Source organism: Arthrobacter sp. TMN-50, assembly GCF_054511125.1.
Window position 1 is genome coordinate 382,343 of the sequence record NZ_JBTNDG010000001.1, and the last position, 18,489, is coordinate 400,831.

16 protein-coding genes are annotated in these 18,489 nt (G+C 66.6%); 4 read left to right on the forward strand and 12 right to left on the reverse strand.

The features are described from left to right. Positions 1-77: 77 nt before the first annotated feature. Both ACX80A_RS01805 and ACX80A_RS01810 read left to right on the forward strand, forming a co-directional pair. Positions 78-911 (forward strand): carbohydrate ABC transporter permease, encoded by an 834-nt coding sequence (locus tag ACX80A_RS01805; RefSeq protein WP_459258344.1) that lies wholly within the window; start codon positions 78-80, stop codon positions 909-911. Positions 912-994: 83 nt separating this feature from the next. Then, complete coding sequence (locus ACX80A_RS01810; RefSeq protein WP_459257986.1) at positions 995-2,326, forward strand: ABC transporter substrate-binding protein; 1,332 nt, start codon at positions 995-997, stop codon at positions 2,324-2,326. Between the two features lie 77 nt (positions 2,327-2,403). On the opposite strand, the gene ACX80A_RS01815 is transcribed toward ACX80A_RS01810, so the two are convergent. Next, the gene (locus ACX80A_RS01815; protein ID WP_459257987.1) at positions 2,404-3,183 is read right to left on the reverse strand and encodes an alpha/beta hydrolase; all 780 of its coding nucleotides are present in this window, start codon (positions 3,181-3,183) and stop codon (positions 2,404-2,406) included. Positions 3,184-3,221: 38 nt separating this feature from the next. Beyond that, positions 3,222-4,838 (reverse strand): glycoside hydrolase family 3 N-terminal domain-containing protein, encoded by a 1,617-nt coding sequence (locus ACX80A_RS01820; RefSeq protein WP_459257988.1) that lies wholly within the window; start codon positions 4,836-4,838, stop codon positions 3,222-3,224. A gap of 200 nt (positions 4,839-5,038) precedes the next feature. On the opposite strand from ACX80A_RS01820, the gene ACX80A_RS01825 reads away from it, so the two are divergent. After that, entirely contained in the window at positions 5,039-6,178 is a 1,140-nt protein-coding gene (locus tag ACX80A_RS01825; RefSeq protein WP_459257989.1) for a glutamate--cysteine ligase, read from the forward strand. Between the two features lie 29 nt (positions 6,179-6,207). Here the strand turns inward: ACX80A_RS01825 and tsaD are convergent, their stop codons facing one another. Genes tsaD through ACX80A_RS01855 form a run of 6 tightly spaced genes read right to left on the reverse strand, consistent with a single transcriptional unit; the run spans position 6,208 to position 11,264 of the window. Further along, positions 6,208-7,284 (reverse strand): tRNA (adenosine(37)-N6)-threonylcarbamoyltransferase complex transferase subunit TsaD, encoded by a 1,077-nt coding sequence (gene tsaD / locus ACX80A_RS01830; RefSeq protein ID WP_459257990.1) that lies wholly within the window; start codon positions 7,282-7,284, stop codon positions 6,208-6,210. Beyond that, positions 7,281-7,724, reverse strand: a complete 444-nt coding sequence (gene rimI, locus ACX80A_RS01835; protein ID WP_459257991.1) for a ribosomal protein S18-alanine N-acetyltransferase — start codon at positions 7,722-7,724, stop codon at positions 7,281-7,283. The genes tsaD and rimI overlap by 4 nt, the downstream gene beginning before the upstream one ends. Then, entirely contained in the window at positions 7,721-8,380 is a 660-nt protein-coding gene (gene tsaB, locus ACX80A_RS01840; RefSeq protein WP_459257992.1) for a tRNA (adenosine(37)-N6)-threonylcarbamoyltransferase complex dimerization subunit type 1 TsaB, read from the reverse strand. Before tsaB ends, rimI begins: the two co-directional genes overlap by 4 nt. 9 nt (positions 8,381-8,389) lie before the next feature. Beyond that, positions 8,390-8,953, reverse strand: coding sequence for a tRNA (adenosine(37)-N6)-threonylcarbamoyltransferase complex ATPase subunit type 1 TsaE (gene tsaE / locus ACX80A_RS01845; protein WP_459257993.1), 564 nt, complete (start codon positions 8,951-8,953; stop codon positions 8,390-8,392). Next, positions 8,940-10,115, reverse strand: a complete 1,176-nt coding sequence (gene alr / locus ACX80A_RS01850) for an alanine racemase (protein ID WP_459257994.1) — start codon at positions 10,113-10,115, stop codon at positions 8,940-8,942. Before alr ends, tsaE begins: the two co-directional genes overlap by 14 nt. Before the next feature lie 60 nt (positions 10,116-10,175). Beyond that, positions 10,176-11,264 carry a carbohydrate kinase family protein gene (locus tag ACX80A_RS01855; RefSeq protein ID WP_459257995.1) on the reverse strand — a complete coding sequence of 363 codons (1,089 nt, stop codon included), beginning with the start codon at positions 11,262-11,264 and terminating at the stop codon, positions 10,176-10,178. Positions 11,265-11,375: 111 nt separating this feature from the next. Here ACX80A_RS01855 and ACX80A_RS01860 point away from each other — a divergent pair, with 111 nt between their 5' ends. Then, positions 11,376-12,740, forward strand: coding sequence for a family 4 glycosyl hydrolase (locus ACX80A_RS01860; RefSeq protein WP_459257996.1), 1,365 nt, complete (start codon positions 11,376-11,378; stop codon positions 12,738-12,740). Between the two features lies 1 nt (position 12,741). On the opposite strand, the gene ACX80A_RS01865 is transcribed toward ACX80A_RS01860, so the two are convergent. From ACX80A_RS01865 to treY, 4 genes are read right to left on the reverse strand one after another with little or no spacing between them, the layout of a single operon-like run. Next, positions 12,742-13,290: a GNAT family N-acetyltransferase gene (locus tag ACX80A_RS01865; protein ID WP_459257997.1), complete on the reverse strand. Its 549-nt coding sequence runs from the start codon at positions 13,288-13,290 to the stop codon at positions 12,742-12,744. Between the two features lie 4 nt (positions 13,291-13,294). After that, positions 13,295-14,341, reverse strand: coding sequence for an L-glyceraldehyde 3-phosphate reductase (mgrA, locus tag ACX80A_RS01870; RefSeq protein ID WP_459257998.1), 1,047 nt, complete (start codon positions 14,339-14,341; stop codon positions 13,295-13,297). A 55-nt stretch (positions 14,342-14,396) separates the two neighbouring features. Further along, positions 14,397-16,133 (reverse strand): malto-oligosyltrehalose trehalohydrolase, encoded by a 1,737-nt coding sequence (gene treZ / locus ACX80A_RS01875; RefSeq protein WP_459257999.1) that lies wholly within the window; start codon positions 16,131-16,133, stop codon positions 14,397-14,399. Next, positions 16,130-18,445, reverse strand: a complete 2,316-nt coding sequence (gene treY, locus ACX80A_RS01880; RefSeq protein WP_459258000.1) for a malto-oligosyltrehalose synthase — start codon at positions 18,443-18,445, stop codon at positions 16,130-16,132. Before treY ends, treZ begins: the two co-directional genes overlap by 4 nt. Positions 18,446-18,489 lie beyond the last annotated feature (44 nt).

The following is an 18,489-nucleotide window of genomic DNA, read 5'->3' on the forward strand; positions in this document are numbered from 1 at the left end:
CCGCCCCCAAACGCCCACGCGGTGGAGGACCAACACCACCCCGGGATGACACCGCACGCGGACCCCGGCAGAGCATCATGTCGCGCAGCGCCGCGATGCTCATCATGGGGGTCTTCACCCTCTACTTCCTGACCCCCATCTGGTGGCTCCTCACCACGTCAACGAAAACCGGCAGCGAAATCACGTCGACCGCACCCCTGTGGTTCACGGCGAACTCATTCGGAACGTTCTTCGACAATCTGGGGCGGCTGTTCACCTACGGCGACGGACTGTTCGGCCGGTGGCTCCTGAACTCGGCCATCTATGCGGGGATCGGGGCCCTGATCGGCACCGTCATTGCTGCGATGTGCGGGTACGCGCTCGCCAAGTACGAGTTCAGGGGACGCGAGGCGATCTTCAACATCGTGCTCAGCGGTGTCCTTGTCCCCGCGACGGCGCTGGCCCTCCCCCTCTTCCTGATTTTCAGCCAGGCCAATCTGACGAACACCATGTGGGCGGTGTTCCTGCCCAGCCTGGTCAGCCCGTTCGGCGTCTACCTGGCACGGATTTATGCGGCGGCCAGCGTCCCCGGGGAATTGCTTGAGGCAGCGAGGCTGGACGGATCGGGCGAAATCCGCACCTTCTTCACGGTGTCGACCCGCCTGATGGCTCCCGCCCTGGTCACCATTTTTCTCTTCCAATTCGTGGCGATCTGGAACAACTTCTTCCTCCCGCTCATCATGCTCCGCGACCAGGTGCTCTTCCCGGTCACCCTGGGTCTCTACGCGTGGAACAGCCAGATCAGCCAGATCCCCGAGCTGCGGTCCCTGGTGATCGTCGGCGCCCTCGTCTCGATCCTCCCGCTGATCATCGCGTTCCTCGCCCTGCAACGTTTCTGGAGCAGCGGACTCGGCGCTGGGGGCGTCAAATAGCACACAGATTTTCACAATCAGCACCACCTGGTGGGGGGGGGGGCGCCCCCCCCCCCACTGCACTACCACCGATAGGAAAGACAATGCGCGCGCACTACGGAAAAGTCACCGCGGCCTTTGCCATCTCTGCGCTGGCTCTCACCGGTTGTTCAGCCGGCGGGGACAGTTCGGGCGGCGGGGCCGAAGCGGCACCCTGCGAGGCCTCTGACGGGCCCGTCGAGCTGACCTTCACCACCTGGGTTCCAGGCATGGACCAGGTGGTCGAACTGTGGAACGAGGAAAACCCGGACATTCAGGTCACCGTCCAGACCGGCCCCAACGGCAACTCCGGCACCTACCAGAACTTCTTCAACCAGATCCAGGCCGGCAACGCACCCGACCTCGGCCAGATCGAATACGACGCCCTGCCGAACTTCCGTGTCCAGGACGGGCTCGAGAACATCGCCGAGTGCGCGGGCGTCACGGAGGCCGCCGACCAGTTCGTTGACTGGACCTGGGGGCAGACCACCTTCGGCGAGGAGGGTTCCGTCTACGCCATCCCGCAGGACAGCGGCCCCATGGCCATGTACTACCGCGCCGATCTCTTCGAGGAAGCTGGCATTGAGGTTCCCACCACCTGGGAGGAGTATGCGGTTGCCGCCGAGCAGATCAAGGCGGAGGGCTCCTACATCACCAACTTCCCCAAAACTGACGTCAACTGGTTTGCGGGCATGGTCTGGCAGAACGGCGGCCAATGGTTCGCTAACGACGGCGAGAGCTGGGACGTCAATCTGACCAGCCCCGAGTCCGAGGAGGTCGCGACCTACTGGCAGGATCTGCTGTCCGAGGACCTCGTGTCCACCCTCCCGTCCTTCTCGGATGAATGGAATGCCTCATTCAACGAGGGGCAGCAATGGACCTGGGTCTCGGCTGTCTGGGGCGCCACCACCCTTTCCGACGGCGCACCCGACACTGCCGGCAAGTGGGCTGTTGCCCCCATGCCGCAGTGGGAAGCAGGCGGAGAGACCGCCGGCAACTGGGGCGGCTCCTCCACTGCGGTGCTGAAGGGCTCGGAACACCCAGCCGAGGCAGCGCAATTCGCGTTGTGGCTCAATACCGATCCCGAAGCCCTGGCGCTCGCCAATGAGCTCGGTGGACTGTATCCGGCGGCGAAGTCGGCAACCGAGCTCGAGGCCTTTGCAGGCGGCGTCGAATTCTATGACGGACAGCAGATCTACGATGTCTTCGCCGAAGCGTCAGCGAATGTAGATCCCAACTTCACCTGGGGCCCCACCATGACCCAGACCTACACGGATGTCTCCGACGGTTTCGGTGCAGCGATTGGCGGCTCCGGCACGCTGATGGATGCGTTGGCTGAAGGCCAGCAGCAAACCATCGACGCGCTGAAGGCCCAGTCCATTCCGGTCGCAGAATAGGTAGCTAACCCTCCCCGCAGGACCGAATCCCGGGGCTGTGGAGGGGCATGGACGCCCATGTCCCTCCACAGCCCCATTCAGCGGGCAGGGGCGACCGACCGCAGGAACCCGGTGGTCACCCGGGTAAGCATCCGCCGGGCGTCGTCGTCGGAAACCGTGGGGTCGCCGTCGCCGAAAATAGACCGGTAGGCACCAAACTGGCTATGTTCCATCCCATCAATTTCGACGACGTCGGCGTCGCCCGCTGATACCGCGAGCCGCTCCCGCACCACCTCGGTGGGAACAATCTCATCCTTACTCCCGGTCACCGCCAGCACCTCAAGCGCCGGCACATCCGTCAGGACAACATCACGTTCGGGGAACGCCGCCCACAGCAAGAGCCCCTCAAAATCCGGGTGGGTGTCGGCATAGCGCGCCGCCGTGATCCCGCCCAGCGAATGGCCGCCGATCCACCAGGTGTCCACCGCAGGTTCCGCAGCGATAATGTCCTGCGCGGCATCGTCCCGGAGCGAGGCGAACCCGAACGGCATCTTGGCCAGGTACACGGCTACCCCCGTGGCGTCAACGATCGGTGCCCAGGAAGGCAGGTAGGCATCGGCTACGGTGCGTGCTCCAGGGTAGAAGATCATCGCGGTCTCCGCCGTGCCGTCAGCCGGCAGTAGGGCGATATAGCCCTCCCGGTCTATCACCCGCACCGCCGGGTCAGCCCGGACCGCCGCCACCTCCGCCTCTTCGACGGGCGACGGCGTCAGCAGAACCGCAGCGGCAGTGCCGAGGCTGACCACGAGCCCCAGCAGCGTTGTCAGCAGCACGCGGCGGAGCCGTCTGCGCTTCGGCTGGCGGGCGGGGGTGGACATCATTCAAGGGTACGCTCGGCCCCTTGCTGGGGGCGGCGTCAGCACCCGGTCCCGGCGGCGTATCCGGCCGTCTCAACGGGCAAGCGTCCGGGTGCCGGTGCAGCACCCGTCAGGACGTCGAGGACGGCGGCAAAGGTTCCCGGCGTGTTTCCGTAGGCAGCAATCTTCACGGGTGCGTCCACGGCCGTCAACCACCAGGGCGCATCAAGTGCGACGGCGATTCCGGCGGGCGCCGCACCGCCTCCGGCGCCGACCAGGGACACCGTCGTCCCTCCTGGTCCCACGGTGACGCCACGTTCACCAGCGGCCTCGGTGAAGCGCTGCCGGTCGGTTTCCGTCCCGCCCACCAGTGAGGCGGTGCCGTTCAACAGATCCCCCTCACACTGCCCGGTAAGCAGGGTGATTGCCGCCGCGGATGCCGCAGCGCTGGCCCCGGTCTGCTCCCCGGGCGCGGCGGTGACCGCGTCGGTTGCCAAATCTGCCTGCCACAACATCAGGGTGACCACCCGGGTGGCGGCTTCGATCAGTCGTTCGCTGGGAAGGCTACCGTCGTCGATGGCCGCGACGATTCCCGCGTGGGCGGCGTAGGTGTCGGTGGGCATCAGAAGCAGATCGGCTCCTGCTGCAAGGGCCCGGGTGGCGGCCTGCCCGCCGGGGTAGAGCTGTTCCACTGCCGCCATGTTCAACGCATCAGTGGCTACTACCCCGTCGAAGCCCAGACCGCGCAGCGCCGCATAGTTGGGAGCCGACACCGACGACGGCACCCCCGGGTCCAGCGCCTCCACGGCAATATGGCCCATCATCATGACGGGCACTCCCGAATCGACCGCTGCCTCGAAGGGAGCCCAGTCGCGGCCCTGCAGGTTCTCGAGGGTCGCGGTCTGGACGGGCAGTTCGAGGTGGGAATCGGCCGGCACTGAACCGTGCCCGGGGAAGTGCTTCACACTGGGCAACACCCCAGCTTCCAGCATCCCGGTCACCGCGGCGGTCCCCAGTTCGCCGACCAGGACCGGATCATCCGAGTAGGCCCGTGCGCCGATTGTCGGGTCGTCCGCTCCCGTCGTGACGTCCACCGACGGCGCATGGTTCATGGTGAAGCCGAGTCCCGCCAGCTCGGAGTTCATCGCCGTCATGGACGTCTCGACGAGTTCCGGGTCACCCGCGGCACCGTAGGTCATCGGCGTCGGCCAGCGGGTCAAAGGCCCGCCGAGCCGGGCTACCTGCCCGCCTTCCTGATCCACGGAGATGACCGCTGGCCAGGTCCTGCCGTCCTCGGCTACTGCCGCCGCCAGTGATCCGGTCACGGCTGCCATGGCCATGGGATCCACCGCACCGTCAGCGGAGAGCGGCACGTTATCGCCCATGATGATGCTGCCCGCGAGGTGCAGGTCCCTGATCGCTTGTTCCTGGCTGGCAGGGTCGGTGCCCGCGTAGAACCCCACGATCACCTGCCCGGCCCGCTCCTCCGTGGTCATTGCGCCAACGGCAGCGGCGGCGTCGTCGTAATTCTGCGAACTTGGCCCCCAGGGCAACGAGTCTCTGGCTGCCGGTGACGCCGACGGTTCGGGCGACGCTGACGGTTCGGGCGACGACGACGGACCGGTCTCAGCGATGGGGGTGCCGCCGCCATTTCCGGCGGGGGTACAGGCCGTCACGAGCAGGAGAGCGAGAACCGCTAATCCTGTGAGGCGTAAGCCTCGACGGCGTGTTTGATTCCCAGTGTTCGCCCGGTGGGCTGCGCTTTTCACTGTATCGATGCTACTCCTGCTCTAATATTGGGACAGTTCTCTTCCGCGGATGACGTGATATCGAGGCAGAATTTTCCAGTAGTCCGGTACCGGTCAGGAGCCAGCCCATGAAGATCGAATTCGCACAGTCAGCACAGTCCACGCTTGGCGTGGAATGGGAACTCGCCCTGGTGGACCGTTACAACGGCGAGCTGGTGTCGGTGGCCAATCAGGTCCTGCGTGGGGTGGCAGCCAACCACCCCGAGTTGCAGGAGGATGAGGAACACCCGCACATCAAGCAGGAGCTGCTCCTGAACACGGTCGAGTTGGTGACGGGGATCTGCCACACGGTGGCCGACGCGAAAGCCGACCTGTCCCGTTCCCTGGCGGCCGTCCGTGAGGTCACCGATCCGATGGGCGTTGAGCTCTTCTCCGCTGGGTCGCACCCGTTCAGTGTGCCGCGGTCCCAGCCGGTAACCGATAAGGAGCGCTACTACAAGCTGATCGACCGCACCCAGTGGTGGGGCCAGCAGATGGTCATTTATGGGGTTCATGTGCATGTGGGGCTCGACCACCGGGACAAGGCGATGCCGGTCCTCGACGGTCTGGTGAACTATGTGCCGCATTTTCAGGCCCTGTCGGCGTCGTCCCCGTTCTGGGGAGGCGAAGACACCGGCTACGCGTCGCAGCGCGCCTTAATGTTCCAGCAGCTACCCACGGCCGGGCTACCCTTCCAGTTCCCGAACTGGACGGAGTACGAGTCCTACGTGCAGGACATGTTCACCACGGGAGTGATCGACGCGGTGAACGAGATTCGGTGGGATGTGCGCCCGGTGGGAAACCTGGGAACCATCGAGATGCGGGTGTGTGACGGGCTGTCCACCCTCGAAGACGTCGGGGCGATTGCCGCGCTGACCCAGTGCCTGGTCGACGAGTTTTCCGCCACCCTCGACAACGGCGGGACCATCCCCACCATGCCGCCCTGGCACGTGCAGGAAAACAAATGGCGTGCGGCCCGGTACGGGATGGAGGCGATCATCATCCTTGATGCCAAGGGCAACGAGCAACTGGTCACCGAGCATCTGGTGGAGGTGCTTGATCGGCTGCAGCCGGTAGCGAAAAAGCTGGGCTGCGTCGAGGAACTCGGCGACGTGGAAAAGATTCTTTCCCGCGGCGCCGGCTATCAGCGTCAGCGCCGGATAGCAGCCGAGCACGACGGCGACCTCAGCGCCGTCGTCCTCGACATGGTGGCGCAGCTTCGCCAGTAGCCCCCACACCGCACCCGGGATTGAGAACTTTAGGCGTAGACGCTGGTGACGGGCAGCGAGGAGTCGGTCGCGAAGCGCAGCCCGGTGGGTTCTCCGCCGTTCATCACGATCTGGGCCCCCAGTGCCGCCACCATTGCACCGTTGTCGGTGCATAACGACAGTGGCGGGACCGTCAGGGTGATTCCCGCGGCCGCGCAACGCTGGGCGGTCAGGGTCCGCAGCCGCGAGTTGGCCGCCACCCCGCCGCCGAGCAGCAGGTTGGTGATCCCGTGCTCACGGCACGCCAGCACCGCCTTGGAGGTAATCACGTCAACGACGGCCTCCTGGAAGGACGCGGCGATGTCGGCGACCGGGAGGTCGACGCCGTCGGCCTCGTACTGCTCCACGCAGCGGGCGACGGCAGTTTTCAGGCCGCTGAACGAAAAATCGTACCGATGCGGTCCGGGCTGTTCGGCCGTCCCCAGGTATTTTGGCTGCGTCAGCCCCCGCGGGAAGCGGATCGTTTTCGGATTGCCCGCCGCGGCGAGACGGTCGATCGCCGGGCCACCCGGGTAACCCAGGCCCAGGATCCGGGCCACCTTGTCGTAGGCTTCACCAGCGGCGTCGTCGATGGTGCACCCCAGCAGATCGACGTCGGAGGCGAGGTTGTTGACCCGCAGGATCTCCGTGTGTCCACCCGAGACCAGCAGGGCCCCAAGATTCGGGGGAAGACCCTTCGGGAACGCCGAGCCCAGCACGCCCACACCCACATGGGCCACGAGGTGGTTCACGGCGTACAGGGGTTTACCCGTGGCGAGCGCCAATGCCTTCGCCGCGGAGACTCCCACCATCAGCGCGCCGGACAATCCGGGGCCGGAAGTCACGGCGATGGCATCGATCTCCGCCAGCGCGACGTCGGCGTCGGCGAGCGCCTGCCGTAGGGTCGGCACAAACGCATCGAGGTGTGCCCGGGAAGCGATCTCCGGAATCACACCCCCAAACCGGACATGTTCATCCATTGACGACGACACCGTATTGGTAAGCAAGTGCGTCCCGCGGACGATGCCGACGCCGGTCTCGTCGCAGGACGATTCGATGCCAAGGACCAGCGGATTATCACGGTTCACAGAATCAACCTCATCACCCAGGCGTCGACGCCGTCGCGGTAGTACTTGCGCCGGGTGTGAATGTGCTCGAATCCGGTCAGGGTATACAGTTTCTGCGCCCGGGGGTTGTCGGCCCGCACCTCGAGCAGCACCTCGGTGGCGCCGCGGTGGCGGGCTTCGGCCAGCAGTTCGGTTAGCATCGCGGTCCCGATACCCTTCCCTTCGCATTCGGGGAGGACGCCGATTGTCTGGATATCAGCCGTCGTGTCAATGCACATCACTCCGGCGTAGCCCACCAGCCGGCCCTCGCTCTCGGCGAGAAGGTAGCGGCGTGTTTCGGTCTGGGACACCTCATCGAGGAACATTTCCAGCGGCCAGGCGTCGATGGGGAACAGTTCCACCTCAAGCCGTGCGACGGCGGGAACGTCAGCGAGCAGCAGGTCGCGCAGGGAGAAGCTCATGCGGTGGCCCGCTTCCGGGGGCCGGGAACCCGCGCGTCGGACTCCCGCAGGTAAAGCGGTGTCGTGTCCAATAGCTTCAGCCCTGCGGAGAGCCTGCGGTACGCCGAGCGTCCCAGGGCTGCTGCCGACGGGTGGACGTCGGTGAACCCCTCCACGCCGGCCAGCGCCTCGGGGTACAGTCCGGCGCCTTTCCCATAGGCGGGAAGGTTAGGGAGCGACGTCGGCGCGCCAACCTGTGGGCCTGCCGTAAGAGCAGGGACGCCGCCGTCGGCGCGGTAGCTGGCCCAGTAGACCTCTTTCCGCCGTGCGTCGGTGGCGATCAGGAAATCCCCGGATACGGCGTGCGCACCAGCGTCCTCGGCGATCGAGTCGAGGCTCATCACGCCGTGCAGGGGCACCTCCCAGACGTAGGCGAGAGTCCTGGCCGTGGCCAGGCCAGCACGCAGCCCGGTGAAAGGTCCCGGCCCAACGCCCACCACGATGGCGTCGAGGTCCACTCCGGCGACATTCGCGTCGGCCAGCAGGTCAGCGACGGCGGGGGCAAGCACCTCCGCGTGGGTCCGGGTGTCCTCGGTGGCGAACTGTCCAATGACGACGCCGTCTCGCACTAGCGCGGCACTCGCCGCGGCGGAGGTATCGAGGGACAGAATCAACATCCTGCCAGCCTAATCCAGCGCCGCGACGGCGGGCGGCGTATTCGCCCAGCGAGGACCGAAGCCCTCGATGAGCACCCGCCGAGGCTCGTCGTCGTCGTAGAGCTCGCCGTCATCGTCAAGTCCGCCGTCCTGTTCCGGGCTACCAGCACGCGAGGGTCGTTCAAGGTGAATGTTCAGGCGGCTCTCCGCCAGGTGCTCCACCCGCCCGGCACCCCATTCCACCACGGTGACGCCCGAGTCCATGCTGGATTCCAGGTCGAGGTCATCAATGTCGGCGGGAGACTCGAGCCGGTAGGCGTCGGCGTGCACCAGTGCGGGCCCGCCGGTGAGGGACGGGTGCACCCGGACCAGCACGAAGGTGGGTGAAATAATGCCCGACCGGACACCCAATCCCTGACCCAGGCCCTGGGTGAAGGTGGTCTTTCCCGCACCCAGGCTGCCGGAAAGGATCAGCAGGTCCCCGGCGACGAGGTCAACACCCAAGGCAGTCGCGAACCGCTGCAGCTCAGCCGCCGACTGGACGGTGAAGCTGCGCTTCCACTGCTGCGTGTCCGTGGCGTTACTGGTCTGCACTGGCGACTGTCCCGTTCAGGTAGGTGCGCGGGACGCGCCCGCTGATCCGTGTCACGATTTCGTAGTTAATGGACCGGCTGGCGGCGGCCCAGTCGTCGGCGCTGGGTTCCGTCGGGCTTCCACCAAACAGGACTGCGGGGTGCCCCAGGGGGCTCCGGTCGGTGCCGACAATCCCGGTGATCTGGAGGTCTATCACCAGCTGATCCATCGCGATCCGGCCGACCACCGGATACTGGCGACCCGCCACCAGTACCGGCGCTCCGGTGGCGACCCGGGGGACGCCGTCGGCGTAGCCCACCGGGATCAGGGCCAGGGTGGTGGGCTGCGTGGTGCGGTAGGTGAGGCCGTAGGAGACTCCCTGACCGGCGGGGACTTCCTTGCAGCTGGCCACCGACGTCACAAACCTCATCGCCGGACGCAGACCCAGAGCCGCCGAACTCTGGCCATGGAACGGTGAGAGCCCGTAGATGCCGAGCCCCACCCGCACCAGGTCGAAGTGGGTGTCGGGGCGGGACAGTGCGCCGGGGGTGTTGGCGAGGTGCCGGAGTTCGACGTCGACGCCGGCATCCTCGGCTACCGCCACCGCCTCACGGAAGCGGCGGATCTGGTCGTCGGTTTCGTGGCGCTCCGGTTCGTCGGCTACAGCCAGGTGGGAGAAAATCCCGACCACCCGGAGGAGCCCCTCTTCCTGCTGCTCCAGTGCCCGGCCGATGAGCGTGTCCCACTCTTCCGGCGGGCAGCCGTTGCGGCCCAGCCCGGTGTCGATCTTCAACTGAACCCGCGCGGGCCGTTCCTGTAGCCGGGCGGCCGCCACCACGTAGTCCAGCTCCCACCCGGATACGCCAATGTCGATGCCGTTCCGGATTGCGGCCCCAAAGTCGGACTCGACCGTGTGCAGCCAGGCGAGAATGGGGGCTTCGATGCCTGCCTCGCGGAGGTTGAGAGCCTCGGAAATGTGGGCGACCCCCAGCCAGGAGGCGCCCGATTCCAAAGCGGCGCGGGCCACCTGCAGCGCCCCGTGCCCGTAGCCATCGGCCTTGACCACTGCCATCAGGCGGGCCGGGCTGACGACGTCGGCAATGTGCCTGACGTTGTGGCGCACCGCGTCCAGATCTATCTCCACCCGCCGTTCAACGACCGGGGGATCAGTTAAGAAACTCACCGCTCTATTCTGTCATTCCCGCGCAGACGACCGGTTCGCGGCAAGTCACGCGCGGCCGGATCACGCGTCGGACTGGTGGGCGATGGTCGCCGAGGCCCGACGCACTGCCTCCAGCGGGACTCCCGAGACCAGGTGCTCGAGGAACTCGTAGCGCCTCAGCCACTGCTTGCGGACCTTGTCACGGGATTCGCTCATCCGGTGCCACCAGTCCGCGATGTCCCCCCACCCGGGTGCGGCAAGGGACCCGCCAACCTCCTGCACCGACAGGGCGGCACACAGGTTGGCGAACCGTAACCGGTCCGCCAGGGAGAACCCGGCCAGGTCACCCATCACAAACGCCGCGCCGAAGCAGTCGCCGGCACCGGTGGGGTCATAGGCTTTCACCGGCAGCGCGGGCACCCATTCCTCCTCACCCGTCAGTGAGTCGATGGCAATAGCCCCCTGCTGCCCCACCGTGACCACCGCCACCGGTACCCGGTCGGCGAGCGCATACAGCGCTGCCCAGGGGTCATCGGTGCGGGTATAGGCCATCGCCTCACTGTCGTTGGGCATGAACGCGTGAAAATACTGCAGCGTATCCAGGGCACTCCCCGACCACTGCCCGGTCGGATCCCAGCCCACATCACCGAACAGCCTGGTTCCATTGGCCTGTGCAGCGAGGGCCCACGGCTCCAGCTCCGGTTCAACGCTGACGACGGCGGCCCGGCACCGTGGCGGCGGGTCACCCACCAGCTCGGTGGCCGAGGCCGGTGACGGATGGCCATGAGTAACCATCGAACGGTCGCGCTGCACCGACAGGGAGACGGTCACCGGTGAATGCCAGTTCTCGAAAGTTCTCGACCGGGACAGGTCAACGTGCTCCTGATCGCGCAGGATTCCCTTGTTGTAGTCACCGTACCCGTCGTCGCCGAACGCGGCTGAGAGCGTAGTGCGCAACCCGAGGCGGCTCGCCGCGATCGCCTGGTTGGCCACGCCGCCGGGGCAGGATCCCATCCCGTCGGCCCAGACCTCGGTGCCGGGGGTCGGCAGCTGCTCGAGGCCGGTAAAAACAATGTCGAGGAAGACCGATCCGCTGAGTAGCAGGTCGAACTCCGGGTCGGACGCGGAGCGGCTGACAGCCAGAGGATCAAAACGGTGCGCGGTACCCATGTACGGCACAATACTCTTAGGCTCCCGGCGCGCAGCATCCCTGTGACGCAGAGGTCTCTGTGGCGGACACCGAACGCCAGCGCAGGACACACCGACTCCCTGGAGGGTTTCATGAAACTGGTCATAGTGGGCGGCGGTGGCTTCCGGGTGCCCCTGGTGTACCGGGCACTGTCAGCGGGGCAGTTCGCGGGGGTGATTGATCAGGTGGCCCTGCACGATTCGGACCCGGACCGGTTGACGGCGATCTCCCGGGTGTTGCAAGCCATGCCGCTGCCCGCTGGCTCAGACCGGCCCCAGCTCGCGGCCACAGCCGATCTCGATGCGGCCCTGGCCGGAGCCGACGTCGTCTTCGCCGCCATCCGAAGCGGGGGCGCTGCGGGCCGGGTACTCGACGAGCGTGTCGCACTGGATGAGGGTCTGCTGGGGCAGGAGACGGTGGGCGCAGGCGGGATCTCCTACGCGCTGCGGTCGGTACCGCAAATGCTGGCAGTCGCCGAATCCATGCGGCGTGTCTGCCCCACCGCCTGGTTGATCAATTTCACTAACCCGGCGGGCATGGTGACCAGGGCGGTTCAGACTATCCTTGGCGATCGGGCGATTGGGATTTGCGACTCGGCATCCGGACTCGTGTCTCGGTCCGCCGCTGCAGCCGGCGTGCCTCTGCTGGAGGGTTCGCTCAGCGGCGTCGACTATGTCGGCCTGAATCACCTCGGCTGGTTGCGGGGTCTGACGCACGACGGCGTCGACCGGCTCCCAGCGCTGCTGGCCGACCCGTGGCGCCTCGCCTCCTTCGAGGAGGGCAGGGTTTTTGGGCCGGATTTGCCGAGACTCCTGCGTGCGGTGCCCAACGAGTACCTGTTTTATTACTACTACCATCGTGAGGCAGTGCGGGCTTTGGCCGGCGCCGCCGAAACCCGCGGCGTGTTTCTGCACCGCCAGCAGGAACAGCTGTACGCCGAGTTGTTGACGACACCCGAACCGTTCGCCAGCTGGGAGGGGGCGCGGTTGGCCCGCGAGGAGGGTTACCTCGCGGAGGCCCGTCCGGAGGCGGAGGAGCGCGACGAGTCCGACCTGGCCGGTGGCGGGTACGAGCGGATCGCCCTTGCGGCGATGCGGGCGCTGCTGACGGGCGAGGCCGCCGAGTTGATCGTTAACGTGCGCAACGGGGGTGTTCTCCCCGCGTTGCCGGCGGACGCCGTCGTCGAACTTCCTGCCCATCTGGACCGGACCGGCGCAACGCCGCTACCCACCGGCGCCCTCACCCCGCATCAGCTGGGTCTGATGGCACAGGTGCTGGCCGTGGAGGAAGCCGTGGTCCAGGCTGCGGTGCACGCCGACCGTGATTCGGCGTTGCGGGCGTTCCTGCTGCATCCGCTGATCGACTCGGCCCACGCTGCTTCGCGGCTGCTCACAGGGTATGAGCGGGCGTTCCCTGCTCTGGCCGCCTTCTGGAACCAGCCCGCAGCGCGTAGGTGAGCTACAGGTCCCTGAACATGATGCGCAGGCCCACAAAGCCCTCAACCGGGTGCCTGAACCCCCCTGGAATGGTGGTGAGGGTACGCATGCCCAGCGATTCCCACAACCGGACCGCCCGGGTGTTCGTTTCCACCACCGCGTTGAACTGCATCGCGCGGTAGCCCTGTACCCGAGCTTCCGCAAGGACGTGCTCGGCCAGCAAACGGCCGACGCCCCGGCCGCCGGCGTCGGCCGCCACCATGAAACTCGCGTTGGCTACGTGCGATCCGCCGCCAGCACGGTTCGCATGCAGCTGAGCCGTACCGACGACGACGCCACCGAGACCGATGCCGCCGACACTCGCAACTCCGGAGCCAGTTGTCTCGGCAACGTACACCCGCATCGTCGGGTCGGCGGGGGCCAGCCATTCGGCCCGGGCCTGCGCCTCGCCCATCCCGGGGTCCCAGCAATACGTTTCACCGGCACGCACCACCGGCTCCATGATGGCCCAGAGGGCCGGCCAGTCGTCATCGGTGGCAGACCGGACGCCCAGCCCAGCGGCGTCGGACATCGGGTTACGCGTCGAGAGCCTTGGCCCACAGGTTGATGTCCGACTCGACGGCAAACTCATCGATGGCCGTCAGCTCATCCTGGCTGAAGTCGAGGTTCTTCACTGCGGCAAGGCTGTTCTCCAACTGCGAGACGCTCGAGGCGCCAATCAGCGCCGACGTGATGGCACTACCCTTGGACTGCTCCCGCAGGATCCAGGCAATCGCCAGCTGCGCCAACGACTGCCCACGGCCCTGCGCGATGGAGTTGAGTCCGCGTACCCGGCGCAGGTTGTCCTCCGAAAGGTGGGCTTCGGAGAGCGACTTGTCGGACGCTGCCCGCGACCCCTCGGGGATGCCGTCGAGATAGCGGTCGGTCAGCAGTCCCTGGGCCAGTGGTGAGAACGCGATCGATCCGACACCCTCCTGCTCCAGCACCTCCGGGAGGTTGGGGGTACCATCCTCCACCCAGCGGTTGAGCATGGAGTAGGAGGGCTGGTGGATCAGCAGCGGCGTGCCAAGGTCCCGCAGGATCGCGGCCGCCTCAACAGTCTTCTCCGGCGAATAGGACGAAATACCCGCGTAGAGAGCCCGGCCCGAGCGCACAGCCGTGTCCAGAGCGCCCATGGTCTCTTCCAGCGGGGTGTTGGGGTCTGGTCGGTGGCTGTAGAAGATGTCCACGTAGTCCAGGCCCATCCGGTTCAACGACTGGTCGAGGCTCGCCAGCAGGTACTTCCGGGATCCCCACTCACCGTAAGGTCCCGGCCACATGTCGTAGCCAGCCTTGCTGGAAATGACCAGTTCGTCGCGGAACGGCGCAAAATCGTCCTTGAGGTGGCGCCCAAAGTTGGTTTCGGCGCTCCCGGCTGGTGGCCCGTAGTTGTTCGCCAGGTCGAAATGAGTGACGCCAAGGTCGAAGGCGCGGCGCAGGATGTCGCGCTGCGTCGCGAACGGCTTGTCATCCCCAAAGTTGTGCCAGAGGCCCAGGGACACTGCGGGCAACTGCAGGCCGCTGCGGCCTACCCTGCGGTAGGGCATTGAGTCGTAACGGTCATCGGCGGGATGGTAGGTCATGGTCTCTCCTAGGTCTTGGGGCAGGTTTTTGGGGCAGTGCGATGTGGCGTCGGGCTCAGCCGAGGATGGCTGATCCGCGGGGTGGCAGCGTCAGGCGTCCGGCCTCCAACGCCTCACCCGGAACGCTCGAGAGCAGGACACGCGCCTCGTCCACGTCGATGGTGCGCTCGTCGTCGGCCAGGTTGACGACGACGACGGTCCCCCCACGGCGGATGGCCAACCACTTCTCGGGCTCCCTGAACTCCACCGACACGGCGGTGAAGTCCGGGTTCGACAGGTCGGGGGTCTCGCGGCGGAGCCGGATCAGGTGTCGGTACAGGTCCAGGAGGCGGGCGTGGTCGCCGGTCTCGACCTCTGCCCAGTCCAGCTTGGCCGACGCGAACGTTGCCGGGTCCTGCGGGTTGGGTACCGTGTCGGCGTCCCAGCCCATCCGCTCGAACTCACGCAGGCGGCCTTCGGCGGTTGCTTTGCCCAACTCCGGTTCGGGGTGGGAGGTGAAGAAGGGCCACGGAGTGGAGGCACCGTATTCCTCCCCCATGAACAGCATCGGGGTGAAAGGCCCGGCGAGATTCAACACGGCCGCCTGGGCCAGCTGCGCATAGCTCACCGTTGCGCCCATCCGGTCGCCGGCCGCCCGGTTGCCGATCTGGTCGTGGTTCTGGGTGCAGACCACCAGTTGGTGGGCCGACACCAGGGCCGGATCGATGGGACGCCCGTGCCCGCGTTCCCTGAAGGACGAGTAGGTTCCGTTATGGAAGAACCCGTGTTCCATAACCTTGGCCAGGGCTGCCACGGAGTCGAAGTCCTCATAGTAGCCGGTGGTTTCACCGGTGACATTGACGTGTACGGCGTGGTGGAAGTCGTCGCTCCACTGCCCGGCGAGCCCGTAACCTCCGGAAGTCCGCGCCGTGATGAGCCGCGGATTGTTCAGGTCGGACTCGGCGATCAGGAACAGGGGTTTGCCCAGTTCCGTGGCACACCGGTCGGTTTCCTCCGCAAATTCTTCAAGAATATGGGTGGCGCGCTCGTCGTGCAGGGCGTGCACCGCGTCCAGGCGCAGACCGTCAACGTGGTAGTCGCGGAACCACATGAGGATGTTATCCAGGAGGTAGCGCCGGACCTCATCGGAGAGGGGCCCGTCAAGGTTGAGGGAGTCACCCCAGGTGTTGGCTTTGCCCTCCGTCAGGTAGGGGGCGAACTGGCCGAGGTAGTTGCCGCTGGGGCCGAGATGGTTGTGGACCACGTCCTGGATCACGCCGAGGCCCCGCTGGTGCGCTGCGTCGACGAACCGCTGGTACCCGGCGGGTCCGCCATAGGTTTCCTGCACGGCGAACCAGAGAACGCCGTCGTAGCCCCAGTTATGGGTGCCGTTGAAGGCGTTGACCGGGAGCAGCTCGACGTGTTGCACGCCGAGCTCCACCAGGTAGTCAAGCTTCTCGATCGCCGCGTCGAAGGTGCCCGCCGGGGTGAACGTCCCGATGTGCAGTTCGTAGATCACTCCCCCGTTGAGCCCGGGTGAGACCCAGGAGCCGTCCTGCCAGGAGTGGGCGCCGGGGTCGAAGGTCCGGGAGAGCCCGTGCACGCCGTCGGGCTGGCGGCGGGATCGCGGGTCGGGGATCGGCGTCGTGGCGCCGTCCACCAAATACCCGTAGTCGGTACCCGCGGATCCCGACGGTGGCGCGTCGGCGGTCCACCAGCCGCCGTCGGCCTGGATCATGGGTGTGGTGGCACCTCCTGCCGTCAGCGACAGGGTGGTGGCTTTGGGCGCCCAGACGTCGAACGGGTTTCTCATGATGGGTCCTCCTTGACGAGCAGTGCCACTGGGTAGGTCTCGAAAATGGTTCCGGCCGGGACCGGGCCGCCGGAGAACGACGCCCCGGTAATGGCGCAGCTGTACTGGCCCTCCGGCAGGACGACGGCGGTTCCCTGCCAGCCGCCCCGCCGTTCCAGGCCCAGCGGCAGCCGGGTGACCAGGGTGAGCGCTCCACCGCGGTCGAACGCAAACACGTGGTCGGCCGCCTCACCGGTCGTGGCGATGGCGGTGTACCCGTCGAACAATTCGGGGCGGTCGCGGCGCAGTTTCAGCGCCCGCGAGACGACGAGGAGCTTCGCTACCGCCGACTCGTCGATGGCGGGCAGCGCGCCGAAGGCCAGATTGACCAGCGACTGCTTTCGAGCCTCGAAGTCCACCGGCCGGCGGTTGTCGGGGTCCACCAGCGAGTCTTCCCAGAATTCCGAGCCCTGATACACGTCAGGCACGCCCGGCATGGTCAGCTGCAGCAGCTTGGCGCTCAGCGAGTTGGACCAGCCGTAGCCCTTGATCTTCGCCACCAAATCGGTGATCAGTGTGGTGACGGCCGGGATGTCGTAGGCGGCGTCGACCGCGGCGTGCATGCGCTCCTCGAAGGCCTCGTTGGGCGCCGTCCAGTGGGTGCTTGAGTCGGCTTCGCGGGAGGCCTTTTCCACGTAGGCGTGGGCCCGTTCGCGGCTCAGCGGCCACGCACCGATCATGGCCTGCCAGAGCAGTGAGGAGAAGGCCGGGTCGCCCAGGGGTTCCGCGTCGTCGAGTTGGCCAATAATTCGAGCCCACTCGTCGGCCATTTCGGAGAGCACGCTGATCCGGGCGCGGGTGTCCTCGCTGCGTTTGGTGTCGTGGGTGCTGAGCGCTGTCATGGACAGTGGGTTGTCGCGCTGGCGCCGCAGCAGCCGGTTGTGCATGTCCACCGGGTTGATCGAGAAGACCGAGGGGTCGGCGCCCACCTCGTTGAGGGACGTCAGCCGGTTGTACCGGTAGAACGCGGTGTCCTCGACGCCCTTGGCCATCACCATGCCGGAGGTCTGCTGGAACCGGATGGCCAGTTCCGTGAGAATCGCATCGGGGTCGGCCAGGTACGGGTTCAGCAGTCCGTGCAGTGCGGTCAGGGTGACGGCCAGGTCGGGGCGATGCACCTGGGCTGAGACGACGGCGTCGTCGAGGTATTCGGCGCCCCCGGGGAGGTAGCTCCGGTAGACCGGGAAACACGCCAGTAGTTCGGCGATCGCGTCGGCAGCGTCCTCGGGATCGAGGCCCGCATCGGCAGGAACCAACCGGGTCAACCGCAGCACCTCGGATCGGAGGATGCCGTCGGCGATCCCCCGCTTCGTGCCGTGGATCATCGAATGGAAATCCTCGGCTGGGGCGATGCGTTCGAGCGTGGCCTGCCCGGCCGGGTCAACAAACAAGCGGTCAATATCAGCGAGTGCGTCATACCCGGTGGTGCCCTCGCTGGCCCAGTCGGCGGGCAGGGTCTCCCCCGGCTCGAGGATCTTCTCGACCAGGACATAGGCCCCGCCGGTGAGCTCGCGGAGCCGGTCCAGGTACCCGGCGGGGTCGGCGAGTCCGTCCGGATGATCGATCCGGAGCCCGTCCACCAGGGACTCCTCAAACCAGCTGCGAATCTCGCTGTGGGATTCATCAAACACGCGGGGTACTTCGACGCGGAGGCCCGCCAGGGTGTTCACGCCAAAGAAACGCCGGTAGTTCAGCTCGCTGTCCGCTCGACGCCAGTTCACCAGCTCGTAATGCTGGCGGGCGTGCACAGCCTGGGCCGTGTCGCCGGTTTCGTAGCTGCCGTCGGCGATCGGGAAGCGGTGGTCGTAATACCGCAGCTCCCCGCCGTCGAGCTCCAGGGCAGCCAACTCATCATCGCCGTCGCCGAGGACCGGGAGGCGGATTTTCCCACCTGCCGCCTCCCAGTCGACGTCGAAGGCCTCGGCATAGGGCGAATCCTGCCCGCCCTTGAGCAGCGCGGACCACCAGGGGTTCTGCGCGGGGGTCTGCACCCCCAGGTGGTTCGGCACAATGTCCACCAGCACCCCGAGCCCCGCCGCGTGCGCGGCGTCCGAGAGCGCCACAAAGGCGTCCCGTCCGCCGCGCTCCGGGTCAACAGCCGTGGGATCGGTGACGTCATACCCGTGCCCCGACCCCCGTTCAGCGGTCAACACCGGCGACAGATACACCCAGTCCACGCCGAGGTCCCGCAGGTAGGGCACCACCGCCGCGGCAGCCCTGAGGTCGAACTCGGATCGGATCTGCAACCGGTAGGTCGACTTCGGGGTCCTCATGCATGTACTCCTGAACTGGTGCTGATGGGTAATGCCTGCTACTG

What these genes read in the sequence shown, in the direction of transcription:
- ACX80A_RS01805 (WP_459258344.1), top strand. Translation starts at nt 78, where the DNA reads ATGTCGCGCAGCGCCGCGATGCTCATCATGGGGGTCTTCACCCTCTAC.
- ACX80A_RS01810 (WP_459257986.1), top strand. Translation starts at nt 995, where the DNA reads ATGCGCGCGCACTACGGAAAAGTCACCGCGGCCTTTGCCATCTCTGCG.
- ACX80A_RS01815 (WP_459257987.1), bottom strand. Translation starts at nt 3,183, where the DNA reads ATGTCCACCCCCGCCCGCCAGCCGAAGCGCAGACGGCTCCGCCGCGTG.
- ACX80A_RS01825 (WP_459257989.1), top strand. Translation starts at nt 5,039, where the DNA reads ATGAAGATCGAATTCGCACAGTCAGCACAGTCCACGCTTGGCGTGGAA.
- rimI (WP_459257991.1), bottom strand. Translation starts at nt 7,724, where the DNA reads ATGAGCTTCTCCCTGCGCGACCTGCTGCTCGCTGACGTTCCCGCCGTC.
- tsaB (WP_459257992.1), bottom strand. Translation starts at nt 8,380, where the DNA reads ATGTTGATTCTGTCCCTCGATACCTCCGCCGCGGCGAGTGCCGCGCTA.
- ACX80A_RS01855 (WP_459257995.1), bottom strand. Translation starts at nt 11,264, where the DNA reads ATGGGTACCGCGCACCGTTTTGATCCTCTGGCTGTCAGCCGCTCCGCG.
- ACX80A_RS01860 (WP_459257996.1), top strand. Translation starts at nt 11,376, where the DNA reads ATGAAACTGGTCATAGTGGGCGGCGGTGGCTTCCGGGTGCCCCTGGTG.
- ACX80A_RS01865 (WP_459257997.1), bottom strand. Translation starts at nt 13,290, where the DNA reads ATGTCCGACGCCGCTGGGCTGGGCGTCCGGTCTGCCACCGATGACGAC.
- mgrA (WP_459257998.1), bottom strand. Translation starts at nt 14,341, where the DNA reads ATGACCTACCATCCCGCCGATGACCGTTACGACTCAATGCCCTACCGC.
- treZ (WP_459257999.1), bottom strand. Translation starts at nt 16,133, where the DNA reads ATGAGAAACCCGTTCGACGTCTGGGCGCCCAAAGCCACCACCCTGTCG.
- treY (WP_459258000.1), bottom strand. Translation starts at nt 18,445, where the DNA reads ATGAGGACCCCGAAGTCGACCTACCGGTTGCAGATCCGATCCGAGTTC.